Below are 18,279 nucleotides of genomic sequence, written 5' to 3' on the forward strand. Positions count from 1 at the left end.
TGACTGCCCGCCGTGCGTCCTGTCCCGCCCCCTCGCGCCGTTGTATGAGACACCTCAAGCTCGCGGCCCGCATGCTGCTCAAGACGCCCTTCGTCACGGCCATCGCCGTGGCGTCGCTGGCGCTGGGTATCGGCGCCAACGCTGCCATTTTCTCATTGTTCAACGAGATCCTGTTGCAGCCGCTGCCGGTCCTCGAGCCCAACCGCCTGGTCAACCTCGCGAACCCGGGACCCAAGCCGGGTTCCCAGAATTGTGGGCAGGCCGGCGGCTGTGATGAAGTGTTCAGCTACCCGATGTTCAAGGACCTTGAGCAGCAGCAAGCCGCGTTTACCGGCATCGCCGCACACACCGGATTTGGAGCCAGCCTCTCCATCAAGAACGAACCCAGCACCGGTTCGGGCATGTTTGTGTCGGGATCGTATTTTCCGGTCTTGGGACTCAAGCCTGCAGTCGGGCGACTGCTTGGGCCCGCAGACGACGCCGTGATCGGCGCAAACTTCGTCACGGTACTGAGCAACGAGTTCTGGCAAGCGAAGTTCGGGGGTGATCGGGGCGTGGTGGGGCAGAGCATCATCGTCAATGGCAAGACGTTCATCATTGTCGGGGTGGCCCCGCAGGGCTTCCGCAGCACCACATTGGGCATGCGCCCATCGGTGTTCGTGCCGATCACCATGCGCGAGGTCGTCGAGTCGCGGCGGCCGGCCTTCGAGAATCGCCGATCGTACTGGATCTATCTGTTTGCTCGACTCAAACCCGGCGTGTCCGTCCAGCAGTCACGCACCTCGCTCAACACCATCTACTCTCGCATCATCTCGGGTGTGGAAGCGCCCTTGCAGGAGGGGATGAGCGACAAGACCATGGTGTTGTTCAAGGCAAAGAAGGTCACGGTCGAAGCCGGTCAGCGCGGGCAGAGTGATGTACACCGGGAAGCCAAGACGCCGCTGCTCATGCTGTTCGGGATCACCGGCATCGTGCTGCTCATTGCCTGTGCCAACATCGCGAACCTGTTGCTGGCCCGAGGCGCGGGTCGCGCCATGGAAATGGGCGTGCGTCTTGCACTGGGCGCTTCCCGACGCCAACTGCTCACGCAATTGCTCACCGAGTCAGTACTGCTGGCCTTCGTCGGGGGCATGGCCAGTCTGCTCGTGGCGCAGTGGACCCTGCGCGGCATCGGAGCCCTCTTGCCGCCCGAAGCGGCGGCCACATTTTCGCTCAGCATCAAGTGGCCCGTGGTGTTTTTTGCCGCCGGACTGTCCGTGGCCACCGGGATCGTGTTCGGAATGTTTCCGGCGCTCCACAGTACCCGCTCCGATCTCATCACGACCATTCGCGCCGGCGCGGGTCAGATCACCGGGGGCAAGTCGGCCGCGCGATTTCGTACGGTGCTCGTCACCGTGCAGATTGCGCTCTCGATGATGCTGTTGATCTCGGCCGGCCTCTTCCTCAAGAGCCTCGTCAACGTCAGTCGCGTCGACCTGGGCGTGACGGTGGATCAGGTGGTGACGTTCGGTCTCTCGCCGGAACGCAACGCGTACGACAGTGTCCGTTCGGCCAACCTGTTCGAACGTGTCGAGCAGGACATGGCGGCGATTCCAGGCGTGACGGCCGTGACGTCATCGTTGGTGCCGCTGCTGGCGGGGGACAACTGGGGCACCGATGTCTATGTGCAGGGTTTCCCGCACGGCCCCGATGTCGACAACAATTCCCGATACAACGAAATCGGCGCGGGCTATATGGCGGCGCTTGGCGTAACCATGCTATCCGGTCGGGAATTCACCACCGCCGACCGACTTGGTACGGGACGTGTGGCTATCGTCAATGAGGCCTTCGCCAGAAAGTTCAACCTCGGCAAGGACGCAGTCGGGAAGTTTATTTCCGATGAAAACGCAGATTCGCTCAACATCCAGATTGTCGGCCTGGCGCGGAATGCGAAGTACTCCGACGTCAAGGATTCCGTCCCGGCACTCTTCTTCCGACCATGGCGGCAGGATGCGCGGGTGGGTTACATGTACTTCTACGTGAAGACGTCTCTGCCGCCCGAACAATTGCTCAAAACCATTCCGGCAGCGCTCAAACGGCTCGACCCCACGATTCCCGTAGAAGACCTGAAGACGATGCCGCAACAGATCCGCGAGAACGTTTTCCTGGATCGCATGATCAGCATTCTTTCGGCGGCGTTTGCGGTGCTAGCCACGTTACTGGCCGGTGTCGGCCTGTACGGCGTGCTGTCCTACTCGGTCGCCCAACGCACGCGCGAAATTGGCGTACGCATGGCGCTGGGGGCCAGCGGGACTCGCGTCCGGGCGCTCGTCATGCGGCAAATCGGCGTGATGCTCATCGCCGGCGGCATCGTTGGCGTGGCGGCAGCGTTCGGCCTTGGCCGAGCAGCACAGTCACTGTTGTATGGCCTCCAGGGCCACGATCCCATCGTCTTCGCCCTGTCGGTGGCGATGCTCGCTGCCGTTGCCGGATTGGCGGGCTACATCCCCGCCAGACGCGCCGCTCAGGTTGATCCTATGCACGCCCTTCGGTACGATTGAACCCGTCATGATGGATATTGCCCGCCCTCCAAAATCGAATCGCAACCGCAATCTCCTGCTTGGTGGAGGTGCGGTGGCGGTGCTCGCGGTCACCTACGCGCTCAGCCAGCTCGGCCCCGCCTCGCAAACCATCGAACGCGCCGCCGTCTTGGTTGACACCGTCAAGCGCGGCGACGTGGTACGCGAAGTCCGCGGAACGGGAGCGCTCGCTCCAGAGCGTATTCGCTGGATCACCGCGCAGGCCTCGGCGCGTGTCGAGCGTCTCGCGTCGGAATCGGGACGCAACGTCGGCGCGAATGAGTTGCTGCTCGAGTTGTCCAACCCGGACTTGCAAATCCAGACCATGCAAGCCGAGCAGCAGGTGCGTCAGGCTCAGATCGATCTGCTGAACCTGCGCACCACGCTGAAGGGCGCTCTGCTCTCGCAGGAAGGAATCGTCGCCTCGATGAAGACCGCGTTCGTGAGCAGCTCGCAGGAAGCGCGCGCGGCCGATTCATTGGTAAAGTTAGGACTCGTACCGCCATTTGAAGTTGCCAACCGCAAGGCGTCGGCCGAGGAGTTCACCACCCGCTATCGTATTGAACGCGACAGACTGACACTGATGGCACAGACCATCGATTCGCAGATTTCCGTCCAGGCGTCACGCATCGATCAATTGCAGGCCATCGCGTCCAGTCAGCAAACTCGCCTCCAGTCTCTGCACGTGCGCGCACCGGAAGCGGGCGTGCTGCAGGACCTGACGTTACAGCTTGGACAGTGGGTTCCCGAGGGAACGGCACTCGCCAAGGTCGTACAGCCCGGCAAACTCAAAGCCGTGCTGCGCATTCCGGAATCGCAGGCCAAGGACATTCAACTCGGCCAGAAGGCATCGATTGACACGCACAATGGCCTGATTGTCGGGCGTGTCGTGCGCAAGGATCCGGGATCAACCGGCGGCAACGTGATGATCGATGTCGCGCTCGATGGTCCGCTGCCCGCGGGCGCCGTGCCGGACCTCAACGTCGAGGGCACCATCGAAATCGAGCGTCTCACCAATATCATCTACACCGGACGCCCGGCGCTGAGCGCTGGCACGGGGTCGGTCACGCTGTTCAAGCTGGTGGATGGTGGTGACGCCGCCATTCGCGTGCCGGTCGCGCTCGGTCGGGGCTCCGTGAATACCATCGAGATTCTCAAGGGGCTCGCCGTCGGCGACCAGATCATCTTGTCCGACATGTCGGCATATGCCAGTGTCGATCGCGTGCGAATCAAATAGCACCTCGCAACCCACATTCTCCACCCGTTCCGGAGCACGACATGGCTGAGACCACCGACGCGCTGATTCGCATGACCGGCATCAAGAAGGTCTTCTACACGGATGAACTGGAGACGCACGCACTGGCCGATGTGCACTTCGAGATCAGGAAGGGCGAGTACGTCGCAATTTCCGGTCCATCGGGGTGCGGCAAGACCACCCTGCTCTCCATCCTCGGGCTGCTCGACACGCCCACCGCCGGGGAGTACTACATCAACGGCACCTCGGCCGCGCGCCTGGCGCCCGTTGATCGCGCGCGTGTTCGCAATCGCGAGATCGGCTTCATCTTCCAGGCCTTCAACCTGATCGGCGACCTGACCGTGTTTGAGAACGTCGAACTGCCGCTCACGTACCGCGACATGAATGCCAACGAGCGTCGCGATCGGGTACAGGCCGCGCTGGATCGCGTGGGCATGACCCACCGGGCCAAGCACTACCCGCCGCAGCTCTCTGGTGGTCAGCAGCAGCGCGTCGCCGTGGCCCGTGCGGTGGCCGGTGATCCGGCAATTCTGCTGGCCGACGAGCCGACCGGAAACCTCGACTCCAAGAACGGTGAGGCGGTGATGGACCTGCTGCGTGAACTGAATTCACACGGCTCCACCATTTGCATGGTCACGCACGATTCCCGCTACGCGAGGCATGCGGATCGCGAGGTGAGTCTGTTCGACGGCAAGGTGGTGGACGCCGAGACGTTGGCGGTACAGTAGGCGACCGCTGGCCGAGGCACGGACGATTGTCCGTGCCTCGGCACCGCTCATGCGGCGCGGTCGATACAACCCTTCCAATTCGGATTGGGCGTTTCGTCGGTGGTGACCGGGAAGTTCACATCGGTGCCGTACACGCCACCCTTGAAGAACTGCCCCGACGGGAACACGGCGGACTGGGAGCGGCCGTACTGACGAATCAGGCGACGCATGTCGCTCAGCCGCTGTCCACGGCTGAATGCCCAGAAGGCTTTTTCGCGGAAGTACAAATCCACGGCGGCCGATTGTGACGCCGGTGTTGCCAGAGGAGCCATGACCGGCACCACATACACGCCGATCTTCTGCGACGTGGTGCGCAGCGCATTCAGGATGGTCATCATGCCCGCGATATCCTGCGCCTGCAACTTGGCCTCGGCCTCCACGAGTCGCGCGTCAATTCCCGTGACCAACGGAACCGGATCGGTGCGCCCGTAAATGGTCTGTTGGACAAACCACGTGTTGGTATCGAACGCCTTGAGCAGACTGCTGTTCAAGGTCGTCCCGGTCTTGGGAACGCGAGGATCGCCGGCTGAAGCAAACGGGATGGCATTCTGGATGATGCCACCGGTGTCAAAGCTGTCACCCACCACCCATCGTTTCGCGCTGTTGTTGAGCGACCACACGGCGTTGTCGGCGGTGGTGAGGGAAAACGTCTGCAGGTATTGGTACGAGGTGGGAACCGTGGCGGCCGCCGTGGCCGCCGCGGCGAAGTTGGCGGCGCCCCCCATATTCACGAACGTGCGGGCTCGTGTCAGCTGAATCGCGTTCCGGACCGAGACGGTGAACGTGTCGGTGGCCGTGGCCAGGGCGAGCGCGGAATCCAGATGTGTCATCGCCAACGCAAACCCCTGCGCGCTGGTCAACGGATTGGTGTAGGTCGGCACACCATCCACCAGATATCCGTAGGGCACACCACTGCAGAAGTTCTCCGCCAACCCCAACTCGGCCGTGCCAATCACCCAGTACATCTGAGCCTGTTTGGAAACGGTGTCAGGGATGAACGTTCTGAGCGCCGCGAGGGCGTCGTACGCGCCGCCGCGTGCCCGGTGCTGCGTGACGTACATGGCCGACACGTTGGCGTTGTTGGTCTGTACGACCCGTTGATCGGTTTCGTTGCGCTGCGAGAACGTGTCACCCGATTTCCATTCGTCGGTCATGAGGCCGGCCAGCAACCAGATGCTCTCGCCGCCCACCGTCGCCTGACGCAGGCGACTCAAGGCCCCCTTTCGCAGGGCGTCGGCAGCTGTCGGAGACTCCGTCGCTTCCGGTCCAATGACGCCCGGCTGCTGCGGCTCAAGCAATTCATCCGTGAAGCTCGTGCAGGCAGCTGCCAGGGCCACCACCCCGACAGCGACTCCGATTCGAACGCGATAGATATGCGTGTTCATGATATCGTCCTCGAGTGGGTTAGAAGCGGAGATTGATGCGGGCGGTGTAGTACTTGCGCGGTGCCGTCGTCAGGAAGTCCTGCTGCACGTCGCCCTGACTGTAGTTCGCTTCGGGATCCTGCCCCGTGTACTTGGTCCACAGCTTCAGGTTGCGCGCACCGAGTTGCAGATCTGCCTCGGATGCCCGCATGCGGGTCGCGAGACTGCGGGGGAGCCGCAGGACCGCCGAGATTTCGCGCAACCGCCAGGCATCACCCTTCTCGTAGTATCCGTACTGGGTCTTCGGGTTGGCGAAGTTTGCCGCGACCTGGCGCGCCTGCTCGAACAGCGACGCGCTGGGGTCCGACTTCGCCGCGCAATAGTCCGTCTGTCCGCACAGGAAGTTGCCACCGCTGTTGAACAGCGTGAACCCGCCCCGATAGTCAAGCGACGCCGTGATGCGAAGCTTGCGCTTCAGTAGGTCGAAGCCACTCTGGATCGTCACCAGGTCGGTGGGCAGCGCCGACCCCACGTAGGTGCCCGTGTCGCCCAGCGCAATTTCGTTCACCGAAATGAGGCCGTTGTTGTCGGCGTCGGTGTAGGTGTACTTCTGTAAGAAAAAGCTGTTGAGCGGGTATCCCTCTTGCTGCCGGGTGACCGTGCCGATTGTCGGGATTGGCTTTCCGTTGTCGTCGAGGCCCAGCGTAATGAGCTTGTTCTTGTTGCGCGACGCGCCCGTTGTGATGTCCCAGGCAAACTGTTCGCCATCGATGATCTGTGTTTTCAGCGACACTTCCAGACCGGTATTGCGCACCGCGCCAAGGTTGCGCAGCACACTGCCAACCGGCGCGCCGGACGAGGTGGCGATGTTCTGATTGATCAGCGCGTCCTTGGACTGCTTCCGGTAGTAGGTGAGCTCGAGGTTCACGCGGTCGCTCAGCCAGCGCGAGTCGAAGCCCGCTTCGAATTCCGTCGTCGTTTCCGGCTTGAGCTTGGGATTGCCGATGGCGGACGCCAGCAATGCCGTCTGGTCACTCGTGAGGCTCACGGTGGACGCGCTGAACTGGCGAAGCGCCGACGTCGCACCGGGTTGAACACCCGACGAGCCGTACGCGGAGCGCAGCCGGAATTCGTTCAGGAAACTCAGCTTCGGGAAAAAGGACTCTTCCGAGGCAACCCACGCGATCTGGGCGGAAGGATATCTGACACTCTTGTACTGCGTGCCAAAGGCGGTGTTCTGGTCGCCGCGCATCGCACCGGTGAGAAACAGCCGGTCCTGGATGCGCAGTTGCAGCTGACCGAAGTAGCCGAGTGTCTTGGTCGCCGTCGGTGATTGATTCGAGGCGCTCTTCACCGCCCCTGAGCCAACCGTCTGTCCGCCGGGGGAGAGCTGTGTACTGCTCGCGTTGCTGTTCTCGGTCTGATTGTTGTTGTAATCCGCGCCGACCGTCGCCGTCGCCGTCAACCACGTCGTGACGGCCCGCGTCGCGGCGCTACGGAGATTCGCGGTGAAGATGCGATTCAGGCCATGCGTGTCGCCGATGGAGCCCTGCCGCTGCGTGCCGAAATTGGGGCACTCATTGAGTCGGCAGAGTCGGAAATTGTCGAACATCACGACGTCGACGCCGGTCGTGGCGTCGTTCTGCAGCCAGCTGAACGGACGCCAGTTCGCGCTGACACTTCCAATCATGCGCGAAATATCCTCCAACGTCGTGAACTGCATCACGTCACCGGGTGTGAACTGCGCCCAGCCGCCCAGCGGCTGGCCCAGATTCCCGATACCGGAGTAGCCGAGCCCCGAGCACGGGGCCGTACACGTATATCCCCTGATGAACCCGGGATTGGTATAGGCGTTGTAGTAGAAACTGTTGACGTTGTTGTCGACTTGCGGCAGGCGCTGATTGGACTTGAGGAACGAGGAGCTGACCGCGAGATCGAGCTTGGGACTCAGGGTCGCATTGAGGTTGGCGCGAATGGACGTCCGCCGCAGCGCTTCCGGATTCTGCCACTCACTGCGGACCGCGACTTTTTTCGATTCCAGATACTGGGCGTCAATATCCGGCATGCGAATCGGCCCGATCTCGTTCTCATAGTTGCCGCTCACAAAGAACCGCACCACCTCCGATCCACCCGAGACCTGCATTCCATACAGGCTGCGATCGCCGGTGCCAATAGGCGACAGCGCCTTGTCTCGCATGATGTTGGCCGTCGTCACGCTGTCCTTGATGCAGGCGCCGGTCGCAATTGTGGGGAGGATGCACCGGGTCTGCACGCCCGGGTTCGCCGGCGTATGGCCCCATATTGCGAACGTGTCCCAATACGCGTTCGGATCGGTGATCCGCCCGCGCTCCGCCGTGTAGGCATAGCGCGTGGCGCCTCGACGCCCGCCTTTGGTTTTGATGATGATCACGCCGTTCGCCGCATCGGTACCGTACAGTGTGGCCGCAGAGGGACCTTTGATGACGGAGATATCTTCGATCTCCTCGGGTGTGATGTCGTTCAACCGGCTGGAGTTCGAGCCGCCGACGCCGAAGCCACCACTGCCACCGTCCATGCGCACACCATCGATGATATAGATCGGCGCATTGGATCGGCTCACCGAGTTGAGTCCACGAATGCGGATCTGGGCACCGGTGCCGCTCATATTGCCGGGAAGTACGGAAAGCCCAGGCGCCTTGGCTACCAGCAGATCGCCCATGTTGTGGATTGGCGTCTCCTGCACTCGCTGCGACACGTCGATCACCGAAACGGAGTTGCCGATCTCGGCTTTCCGCTGCACACCAGTGGCCGTCACCACGACTTCATCGAGCTTGACCGCCGTGGCGACCATGAGGAAGTCGAGGGACGCGGTGCCGCCAGCCGTGATCGTGACGGTTTTCTTCTGCTCGAGAAATCCAACACGCGACACGCGGATTTCGACGGCACCAGGCGGCACGCCACGGATCGTGTATCGTCCCTCGGCGCTTGTCATCGCGCCCAGCGTAGTGCCCATGACGACCACGCGCGTGTCCGAGAGCGGCAGGCCGACCCCCGTGGTGACACGCCCGGACAGCGTCGCCTGCTGCGCCGATGCGGCGGTCGTGCTGACGGTGAGCAATGCCAGCGTCGTGATGATGGAGCGCAATCGATTGCCGCGACTCCGTTGCCGGAAGTCCATGGGCGCCTCATTGGGAGGGGTGGGCGTACAGGGGAGGCCTACCGTGCCGGGCGCCAGATGCCAGGGGATGTCGCTCGGTCCCCAAAATTGTACGGTCCGTCCCTCCAGCCAGCAAGCAAGCCCGCCAGCGCTGCCGAGATGGCTACCGGATCCTGACGAGCAGCACCGCGCCGCTTCCTGCAAGCGTCCCAAACCGTTGGGTGGCATCGGTCGCGTTCAGATAGCGGATTTCCGCGATTTCACTCGGGCGCATGCGGCTCAATTCGCTGAGATTCAGCAGTGGGCCGCCATGGACGGAGATGTGGACAGTTCCGGCGCTGGCAATTCGAATGCTCCCGGCGCCTCGCGTCGCCAGGAATCGCGGGCGGAGCCGACGGACCGCTTCCAGGGCGTCTCCACCGCTGACGGAAGGATCGGAGAGTTCCCGCGCCGTGATGACATCGGATCCGCGAGACGCCGTGTTCGAAGAGACGGAATCATCGGGTTGGGGACGTCGCGCGCACCCGGCAGCGACCAACAACAGACCAACCGCAAAGACTCGCTTGCTCAGCATGTTGCCTCGCCGCAATGAGACGGCATTCAGTGCACTGGAAGCTGTCGGGCAAGAAACGCCAGCACGTTGCCGCCCATGATCCGACGCACATCGTCAGACGAAAATCCATCCTGCAGCAGACCGTCGGTCACCAGCCCCAGCGCCCGGGTGTCCCAAGGCTCGGTGGTGGCGCCGTCGAAGTCCGACCCGAGTGACACATGCTGGACACCCATCACGGTGACCGCGTGCCGTATGGCGCGCACGATGGATGGCACGGTCATTTCGCACACCGCGCCATCCCAGTAGCCAATCCCCACCAGACCGCCGTTCGCGGCAATCGCGCGCAACTGATCATCGGTGAGATTGCGTGGACCGGGACAGGTGGCGGCGACGCCGCCATGGGAGACCACCACTGGTCGCGTCGCCATCGCCAGCACATCGAGCTTCATCTGCGGCGACGTATGTGCGAGATCGACGATGATGCCACGGTGCTCCATGCGACGCACGACCTCGCGACCAAAGGGCGTGAGACCGGCGTGGCTGACGCCGTGCGCACTGCCGCCCAACTCGTTGTCAAAGAAGTGCGTGAGCCCCATCATGCGGAACCCGGCCTCGAACAACGTGTCGACGTTGGCGAGATTTCCGTCGAGTGCGTGGAGTCCTTCGATTGCCAGCAATCCGCCGACCAATGTTGGCGCGGTGGCGCGGCGTCGCGTGAATGCCGCCAGATCCGCTTGCGTTTCGATCACGGTGAGCATGCCTTTCGAGCGCCTCGCCGCATCATGCAGGCGATCAGCCTGATGCAGTGCCCGCGCCCGCAGGCTCCGCCACGTGGCGATTGGCCACCGTTGCGCGATGGCCAGGAGCAGGATGTTATCGGTTTCGTCAGTGTTGTGATCGTAGTTGATGCCGCGCGGTGTCTTCGTCACGACCGAGAACACCTGCAGCGCCACATTGCCGTCCTGCAGGCGGGGCACGTCCACATGACCACGCGTGGCGCGCGCGAGTGGATCGCGCGCCCACAGCAGCTGATCGGCATGCAGATCGGCCACGAAGAGTGTTCGATGGAGCGCCAGCCCTGCCGCCGATGGCGCCGGTGGCGTTGTCGTGAGCACGCGATTCATGTCCCCGTCGACTTTGCCAGGCACCACGGCGAACGCCGCGACCACCAGCACGACCACTAACACCAGCACTCGCCGACCACGCGTAGCCATCAGCGGAGACCGCGCGGCATCGGCTGCCCATTCATCTCGCGGGGATTCGCACGTCCCGCGTCCGCGGTGCGGTCTCTCAGGTCGCCGCACCGGTCGAGCACCCCCTCCGAACGCGGATCGATGGTGTCGGAGAGCGCGAACCCATCAACCTGCAGCGTGTCGGCCCGTGTTCGCGCGGCGCTCCAGGAACGCTCACACTGCGCGCGCACCCGGTCGATGGCCGCCAGACGGTCAAGCCCGCGCTGCGTGGCAGTGGAAAGCGCCCGCCATCCCGCAAGGGCGATGATCACGGCAATCGCTGATCCGATCAGCGCCTTGGTTCGGAAAGCCCGGGACTCCACATCGTTGATCATGGGTCTCGTCTCCTAGACCGCACCAAGTGCGACCGCGAAATCGTTCCGCAGGTCACGCACGTCTTCCAGCCCGATCGACAGTCGCACAAATCCCTCGCTCACCGCGTCCGCGCCCCACCGCGCCCGTCGTTCCGCGCTGGTGTGAATACCGCCAAAGCTGGTCGCTTCAAACACCAGCGCCGATGCCGCGAAGAATCGTTCGACCGACTCACGGTCGGCCAGTTCGAATCCGATCACGGGTCCAAACATCGTCATCTGTTTCGACGCCGTCGCAAACGCCGGATCGGACCGCAGCCCCGGATACCGGACGCGCGACACTTTGGGGTGCGCCGCCAGGTACGCCGCAATTTCCAGTGCCGATGCGCACTGTTGCGACAGGCGCACGGACAGCGTGCCCAACGAGCGATGCGCAAGCCACACTTCCATGGGTCCGGGAATCGTACCCATCCGGGTGCGATAGGTCCGTACGGTCTCCGCCCACAGTGGATCTTTGGTGGCCACATGGCCGAGGACGAGATCGGCGTGGCCCGTCATGGCCTTGGTGTCGGACACGATGGCGAAGTCCGCCCCCAAGGCCAAGGGGCGCTGCCCCAACGGTGTCGCCGTGGTGTTGTCCACCGCGACCAGCGCGCCGGCAGCATGCGCCGCCTCGCAGAGTCGGGCAATGTCGCACACATCGAGCTCGGGATTCGTGGGCGACTCCAACCACAACAATCGGGCGCCCTGCAGGAGCGCGCGCTGCGCGTCATTCGCCGTTGGTGCCGAGACCACTTCGATCCCCATCGGCGCAAAATGCTCGGTGGCGATGAGTCGCGTGGTGTAGTAGCTCTCCGCCGGCATCACCAGTTTGTCGCCGGGCTTGAGGACCGTCGCCAGCACGGCGGCGCTGGCGGCCATGCCCGACGGAAACAAGACGGCCGGTCCGCCCTCCAGCGTCTCCAGCGCCTGCTCATACAACTGCCACGTGGGATTGTGGAATCGTCCGTACGTGAATGCGGAATCCGCCGGATTGCCGGGCGTGTGGTACGGCGCGGCAAACGTGGGTCCGGGAAGATACGGGGCGCCAGCCTGCCTGGGCGGCAATCCCGCATGCACTACCTTCGTGCCATCGTGCCATGCGTGGCGCACGTCGTGGTCCGCGCTCATATGGCCCGGTAGTCCGGTAACGGCTCCACCAACGCCGGAATGCTGAGCGTCTTCGCGGTCGCACTATCGCCGGTCATCAACCGCCGATGATAGTCGATCTGTCCCAGGTGATACGACGCGTGACAGGCCAGATGCATCAGGAAGACATCGGTGCGCAACCGCGTGGCCATCACGGCGTGCGGATACTCAACGTCCAGTTGCGCGAGGTCGAGTGTGCTCAGCGCACGCATCACCTGAATCTCCGCATCAGCCAGCTCGAGCGTGACGTCGGCGCGCGACAAGCCGGTGGCGGTGAACTCCCGCTCGCGATCGCGCACGTACTCGCTGCCGCCAAGCACCGAACTAATGAATCCGCGCAGGTTGCCAGCCAGATGGAGCGCCAGCGTACCTCCGGAATTCGAGATGCTAGGCGCAGTGCGCCACAGCGACGCGTCGTCGGGATAGGCCGTGACTTCACGCTGGAGCGCGGCCAGGTCGCGCAGCAGTAATCGCAGTACTGTGTCGCGCAGCACATCGCGGGAATCCATGGACTCGTCTCCTGAGATTGCCTGAATCAACGACGTCAAACCGTCGCTGGAAACTCGGCGCCATCCAACGCGCGCGCTTCATCGATCAGCATGACCGGAATGCCATCCAGCACGTCATACACGAGCTGACAACTGCGACAGATCAACACTTCCGACGGACTCAGGCGATAGTCCAACGCGCCCTTGCACTTCGGGCACACGAGAATCTTGAGCAACTCAGGTGATACGGTCATGTCAGGCTCCTGTCGGACGAAACGCAGCAGGCGCGTCCGAGGTCGTCTCGAAACGCGGTCCACCAATGAGATCGATGCAATAGGGAATAGCGGCGAACACGGCGCCAAGACATTCCTCGATGGCCGCCGGCTTGCCTGGCAGATTGAGAATCAGTGAGCCTCCGCGCGTCCCCGCCAGTTGTCGTGACAGAATAGCCGTGGGAACCGTTCTCACCGATACGGCGCGCATCTGTTCGCCGAATCCGGGCAACAGCCGATCGCACACCGCCACCGTAGCCTCAGGTGTCACGTCGCGCGGCGCGGGTCCGGTGCCACCAGTGGTCACGATGAACGCGCAATGCACGTCGTCAGCCAGCTCTCGCAGGGTCGCCTCAACGAGCGGTTGCTCATCGGCAATCACGCGAATCACCGGTTTCCACGCGCTGCCAATCCAGCGTTCGAGCACCGAGACAATGGCCGGTCCCGAACGATCCTCATAGATCCCGGCGCTGGCGCGATCGGAAATGGTCACCACGCCTATGGGATACGCGGCCGGATGAGCGGAAATGGGCATGACTGGAAGCTAGTATCTCCGGCAGCGCGCTACACCCCCTTCACCACGCCGAGCACATCCGTCAGCATCCACCATGCCCCAACCCCCAGCATCGCCACAGGAATGACATAGCGCACCATGGAGACAAGCACCGTGCGCGGGATCCCCGGCTCGCCAAACTGTTCCAACAGCGCGCCGCGTTTCAGGAACCATCCCGCCGTAAGCACCGTGAGCAGGGCGCCAAGCGTCTGCATGCCCGATCCAAAGGTCAGGTCCCACGTTACGAAGATGTCGAGGTTGAGCATTGGCACCAGCGATACGATCCACACGATGAGTGCCATGAACCACACCGCACGGCGACGCGTGAGTCGCGTGTTGTCCACCACGCCGGCAATGAGAACTTCGAACGCCGCGACATCCGACAGATAGGCCGCGCCGAACAGACCGAGAAAAAAGAGCAGTCCGAAAAACGCGCCGCCCGGCATCTGCGCAAACACGCGGGGAATGGTGTCGAACAAGAGTCGCGGTCCCGACGCCGGCTCCATGCCAAATGCGAATACCGCCGGGAAAATGACCAGACCGGCCATGATGCCGGCGGCGGTGTCGCCAAACACGGTCCAGCCAGCGCTCCCACGCAACGGCTCACCATCACCGAGATACGACCCGTACGTCACCATGAACGTGCCACCCAACGACAACGAGAAGATGGCCTGCCCCATGGCCGCTACCATCACGCTCGGCGTAAGGTCGTGCCATTCAAACTTGCCGAGGTACCACTGGAGTCCAGCGCCGGCCCCGGGCAGCGTGACCGCACGCACGATGAGAATGAGCAGAATGACATACAACGTGGGCATGATAATCTGACTCGAACGCTCAATACCGGCGCGCAGTCCGCGGTCAAGCACGATCGCGCAAGACACAATCACCACACTGGTGCACGCCACCTGCAGCGCGAATGACGTGAGATCGAACCCCGATTGCGGTGGCAGAATGGCGGCAGCATTCAACGTCATACCACCCATGGCGATCAGTTCGCCCAACGCGAAATACAGCACCCATCCCACCACATTCGTGTAATACGCTGTCGCCGCGACAACCACACAGAACAATGCGCCGCCCACGAATCGTCCACCGGGTAACCCACCGCGCTCAAACGCCCCCAGCGTTCCGCGTCGCGTGGCGCGCCCCAGTGACCACTCGGCCATCAACGCCGGAATGCCAATTACGACGGCGACGAATATGTAAAACATCACGAACGCCGCGCCGCCAAACTTCCCCACGAGATACGGGAAGCGCCACACGTTGCCCAAGCCCACCGCCACGCCCACCATCGTGAGGATCGTGCCAAGTCGTGACGCGAATGTCGCACGCGATTCAGAGGCGCGTGATTCAGTCATGGGCGCAGCACGTCGGCCAGCGCATCCAGCGCGCGATCGATTTCATGTTCAGTGTTGTAGAAGTGAGGCGCCAGCCGAATGGCCGGCCCGCGCGCCGAGGCAATGAATCCGCGGTCGCGCATGGCATGTTCCGCTGCATGCGCATCGGCGCACCCGAATGCCGTGGTCGGTGTTTTCGGCGCGTCGTGACCGGGGCCAAGAATGGTCAGTCCACGCTCGTGCGCGCCGTCAATCAGGCGCCGTGAAAGGTGCTGCGTCCACTCGTGAATGGGTTGCGCGCCAATCTGCTGCAGCCACTCCAGTGATGCACGACTCACATAGGCACTGAACAGCGCGGGCGTGCCGCCATCAAAGCGCGACGCGTTGGGCGACCAATCCAAGTGCGTGGCATCGAAGGCAAACGGATTCACCCGCCCAAACCAACCGGTGATCAGTGGTTCGAGTCGCTCGATCAGTGCGCGCTTCACGTACAGGAACGCGATGCCCGGTGTCCCCATGAGATACTTCAGCGTGCCCGACGCCACCATGTCGAGATCCATGGCGCGCACGTCAATGGGCACGGCGCCCATCGACTGGTACGCGTCCACATACGTGAGCGCGCCGCGGGCGTGCGCCAGTTGCGTGATCGCGGCGACATCCTGCACGAGGCCGGTTTGATAGTACGCATGCGCCGCCGACACCACTGCGGTATGCTCGTCAATCGCCTCAGCGTACGACGCCAGCGGTATCTCGCCGTTCGCGAACTGCACCCAGCGCACCGTCGCACCGCGCGCCTGTTGTGCCAACCACACGTGCCCTACGGTCGGAAACTCGGCACCGCTGGCCACAATCACGTTGCGACCGTCGTCGAAGCGCAGCGCGGTCGCGATCACCGACGTGGCATGCGAAACCGACGAGACCACGGCCACGTCATCGGCTGACGCATTGATGAGCGCGGCGAAGACGCTACGCGCCGCTTCGACCTCTTGCATCCACCCATCCCAATCCATGCCGTGCCGGTTCCACGAATCGAGATACCGATCGGCGGCCGCGCGCGAGATGTCGGTGAGCGGCGCCTGCGAGCAGTTGTTGAGCGGTACGGTATGCGCGAGCAACGGAATCTGCGCGCGCAGCGTCGCGAGATCGTAGCCAGGTACGGTCATGGTGGGTGCGAGCGAATGAGGACGTGACATTGCGGTCAGAACATGACACCGGGAACCGCCGCGCGCAGGGGTGCGCGCCGATAATCTGCGGGCTACAATACCGAACGCCCCATGCGCCGCAGGTGCGGCAATCTCGCTCCCGGCGCGCGCGCCGCTCTCACTACTCCCCCATGCCTGTTTCGATCGACTCCTCGCGGGTCATCTACGATGCACTCACGTCGGCGGGAGTTACCCTCATCTCGGCGCTCCCCGAGACATGGCTGGTGCATCTCATTCGCCTGGCCGATGACGACCCCGCCATGACGCTGGTGCGATTGGCCAAGGAGGAAGAGGGCGTGGGCATCTCTACCGGCGCGCATCTGGCCGGCGTCAAATCGGTCATGCTGATGCAGAACCACGGATTTCTGCAGTCGGTGAACGGCATTGTCTCGTGCGCCCAGTTGTATCGTATTCCGCTGCTCATGCTCATCTCGCATCGCGGATGGTTTGGCGAACGCGACCCGTGGCAAACCGAAGGTGGATTGGTGACCAAGCCGGTGTTGGATGCTCTACGCATTCCCTACGAATCACTCGATACGCGAGACCAGGTGCCCAGCCGTATCGCCAAAGCCATGACGCTCGCGTATTCCGCGAATCGTCCAGTGGCCTTGTTGCTGGGACGCGACCTGATGTGGGAGGAGGCATGAAGCGCCTTGACGCGTTGCGCGAAGTGTACGATCGGCCGGCCGACACCGTGGTGGTCACAATCATGGGCGCCGTGGCTGCCGAACTGCAGTCGCTGGGTCATCGCGAGAATTTCTTTTACCTGCAACACGCGATGGGGTTGGCGTCGTCGGTGGGACTGGGAATCGCCCTTGGCAAACCCGGCACGCGCGTGATTGTGTTTGATGGCGATGGATCCGTGTTGATGAATCTTGGCGGGCTCACGACGCTCGCCCGCTATCGTCCCGCGAACTTGTTGCACGTGGTGTTTGACAACGAGTCGCTGCTGTCGGTGGGCGGTTTCCCGACGGCCACGGCCACGGGGACCGACCTGGCGGGTATGGCGTTGTCGGCTGGCGTGCCGCGCACCGCCACGGTTCGTACGATTGAGGAATTCTCGTTGGCATTCGACGCGGCGATTGCCTCGCACGAACTCACAACGCTGGTGGCGAAAGTCGACGCCGAGGGTCCCAGCGGATACGTGACCGATCTCGCCCTGCTCGAGAATCGTTTTCAGTTTGCCCGTCACCTTCGAACCCGCTCGTAATACGTCGCAGCACCGTCATCTATCGCGCTGGTCAACCGCCGGAGAACTCGTGTCGCACACACTGCAGCAACTCGTGCTCGATCTCGCGCAGGGGCGCATTGAAGTGGTGGATCTCACCATTCCGCTGGGCGCCGACACGCAGGTGATTGGACTCCCACCCATGTTCGCGCCGTCACCGGGCGTGACTATGGACGTCATCTCCCGGTACGACGACAAGGGGCCCGCGTGGTACTGGAACACCATCACCATGGGCGAGCACACCGGCACGCACTTTGACGCGCCGGTGCATTGGGTCACGGGAAAGGATCTGCCGCACAACGCCACGGACACCATTCCGCCGGGACACTTCATCGGACCCGCGTGCGTGATCGATGTGTCGAAGGAATGCGCAGCGAACGCCGACTTTCTGCTCACGCCGGAACACCTCGCCACGTGGGAGCGGACACATGGCCGGATTCCTGCCGGAGCCTGGGTGTTGCTGCGCACTGACTGGAGCAAACGGACCGGTGCCGACTTCATGAACATCGACGAACACGGTCCCCACACGCCGGGCTTTCACCAGCTCACGTCGGAACTCCTCGCTACCGACCGTGATGTACTGGGCGTGGGCGTGGAAACCATCGGCACGGACGCCGGTCAGGCCGGCATGTTCACACCGCCGTTTCCCAATCACACCATCATGCACGGCCACGGCAAAGTCGGACTCGCGTCGCTGTGCAATCTCGATTCACTGCCCGCCGTTGGCAGCGTGGTCATCGCCGCACCACTCAAATTGGTGAACGGCAGCGGCAGTCCATTACGAGTGCTGGCGTTGATAGAGAAGGGACTACGACGTAGCGAGTAAGAGACTACT

Annotated in this window: 17 protein-coding genes; 6 read left to right on the forward strand and 11 right to left on the reverse strand. The window is 63.0% G+C overall.

Annotated elements, in window-relative coordinates; genetic code table 11:
* The first annotated feature begins 44 nt into the window (after window positions 1-44).
* Genes IPP90_08725 through IPP90_08735 form a run of 3 tightly spaced genes read left to right on the forward strand, consistent with a single transcriptional unit; the run spans window position 45 to window position 4,541 of the window.
* Entirely contained in the window at window positions 45-2,540 is a 2,496-nt protein-coding gene (locus IPP90_08725; GenBank protein MBL0170798.1) for an ABC transporter permease, read from the forward strand.
* Between the two features lie 7 nt (window positions 2,541-2,547).
* Complete coding sequence (locus IPP90_08730; protein ID MBL0170799.1) at window positions 2,548-3,795, forward strand: HlyD family efflux transporter periplasmic adaptor subunit; 1,248 nt, start codon at window positions 2,548-2,550, stop codon at window positions 3,793-3,795.
* Window positions 3,796-3,836: 41 nt separating this feature from the next.
* Window positions 3,837-4,541, forward strand: a complete 705-nt coding sequence (locus tag IPP90_08735; protein MBL0170800.1) for an ABC transporter ATP-binding protein — start codon at window positions 3,837-3,839, stop codon at window positions 4,539-4,541.
* A 47-nt stretch (window positions 4,542-4,588) separates the two neighbouring features.
* Here IPP90_08735 and IPP90_08740 read toward each other — a convergent pair whose 3' ends face one another.
* The 11 genes from IPP90_08740 to IPP90_08790 all read right to left on the reverse strand — a co-directional run bounded on the left by IPP90_08740 (window position 4,589) and on the right by IPP90_08790 (window position 16,207).
* Window positions 4,589-5,965 carry a hypothetical protein gene (locus IPP90_08740; GenBank protein ID MBL0170801.1) on the reverse strand — a complete coding sequence of 459 codons (1,377 nt, stop codon included), beginning with the start codon at window positions 5,963-5,965 and terminating at the stop codon, window positions 4,589-4,591.
* A 19-nt stretch (window positions 5,966-5,984) separates the two neighbouring features.
* Entirely contained in the window at window positions 5,985-9,101 is a 3,117-nt protein-coding gene (locus tag IPP90_08745) for a TonB-dependent receptor (GenBank protein MBL0170802.1), read from the reverse strand.
* 142 nt (window positions 9,102-9,243) lie between these two features.
* Window positions 9,244-9,654 (reverse strand): hypothetical protein, encoded by a 411-nt coding sequence (locus IPP90_08750; protein ID MBL0170803.1) that lies wholly within the window; start codon window positions 9,652-9,654, stop codon window positions 9,244-9,246.
* Between the two features lie 26 nt (window positions 9,655-9,680).
* Window positions 9,681-10,847, reverse strand: coding sequence for a dipeptidase (locus IPP90_08755; GenBank protein MBL0170804.1), 1,167 nt, complete (start codon window positions 10,845-10,847; stop codon window positions 9,681-9,683).
* Complete coding sequence (locus IPP90_08760; protein ID MBL0170805.1) at window positions 10,847-11,200, reverse strand: hypothetical protein; 354 nt, start codon at window positions 11,198-11,200, stop codon at window positions 10,847-10,849. The genes IPP90_08755 and IPP90_08760 overlap by 1 nt, the downstream gene beginning before the upstream one ends.
* Window positions 11,201-11,212: 12 nt before the next feature.
* On the reverse strand, window positions 11,213-12,346 hold the full coding sequence (locus IPP90_08765) for a cystathionine gamma-lyase (GenBank protein ID MBL0170806.1): 1,134 nt from the start codon (window positions 12,344-12,346) through the stop codon (window positions 11,213-11,215).
* The gene (locus IPP90_08770) at window positions 12,343-12,873 is read right to left on the reverse strand and encodes a DUF1572 family protein (GenBank protein MBL0170807.1); all 531 of its coding nucleotides are present in this window, start codon (window positions 12,871-12,873) and stop codon (window positions 12,343-12,345) included. Before IPP90_08770 ends, IPP90_08765 begins: the two co-directional genes overlap by 4 nt.
* A gap of 35 nt (window positions 12,874-12,908) precedes the next feature.
* A complete protein-coding gene (locus IPP90_08775) occupies window positions 12,909-13,106 on the reverse strand; it encodes a Trm112 family protein (GenBank protein ID MBL0170808.1) in 198 nt (65 codons plus the stop codon).
* Window position 13,107: 1 nt separating this feature from the next.
* Complete coding sequence (gene mog, locus IPP90_08780; protein MBL0170809.1) at window positions 13,108-13,659, reverse strand: molybdopterin adenylyltransferase; 552 nt, start codon at window positions 13,657-13,659, stop codon at window positions 13,108-13,110.
* 29 nt (window positions 13,660-13,688) lie between these two features.
* The gene (locus tag IPP90_08785) at window positions 13,689-15,035 is read right to left on the reverse strand and encodes a sodium-dependent transporter (protein ID MBL0170810.1); all 1,347 of its coding nucleotides are present in this window, start codon (window positions 15,033-15,035) and stop codon (window positions 13,689-13,691) included.
* The gene (locus IPP90_08790; protein ID MBL0170811.1) at window positions 15,032-16,207 is read right to left on the reverse strand and encodes an aminotransferase class V-fold PLP-dependent enzyme; all 1,176 of its coding nucleotides are present in this window, start codon (window positions 16,205-16,207) and stop codon (window positions 15,032-15,034) included. Before IPP90_08790 ends, IPP90_08785 begins: the two co-directional genes overlap by 4 nt.
* Window positions 16,208-16,347: 140 nt before the next feature.
* Here IPP90_08790 and IPP90_08795 point away from each other — a divergent pair, with 140 nt between their 5' ends.
* Genes IPP90_08795 through IPP90_08805 form a run of 3 tightly spaced genes read left to right on the forward strand, consistent with a single transcriptional unit; the run spans window position 16,348 to window position 18,270 of the window.
* A complete protein-coding gene (locus IPP90_08795) occupies window positions 16,348-16,863 on the forward strand; it encodes a sulfopyruvate decarboxylase (protein MBL0170812.1) in 516 nt (171 codons plus the stop codon).
* A complete protein-coding gene (locus IPP90_08800) occupies window positions 16,860-17,426 on the forward strand; it encodes a thiamine pyrophosphate-binding protein (protein MBL0170813.1) in 567 nt (188 codons plus the stop codon). Before IPP90_08795 ends, IPP90_08800 begins: the two co-directional genes overlap by 4 nt.
* Window positions 17,427-17,475: 49 nt before the next feature.
* Window positions 17,476-18,270: a cyclase family protein gene (locus tag IPP90_08805; protein MBL0170814.1), complete on the forward strand. Its 795-nt coding sequence runs from the start codon at window positions 17,476-17,478 to the stop codon at window positions 18,268-18,270.
* Window positions 18,271-18,279 lie beyond the last annotated feature (9 nt).

The organism is Gemmatimonadaceae bacterium, assembly GCA_016720905.1.
Taxonomy (GTDB): Bacteria; Gemmatimonadota; Gemmatimonadetes; order Gemmatimonadales; family Gemmatimonadaceae; genus Gemmatimonas.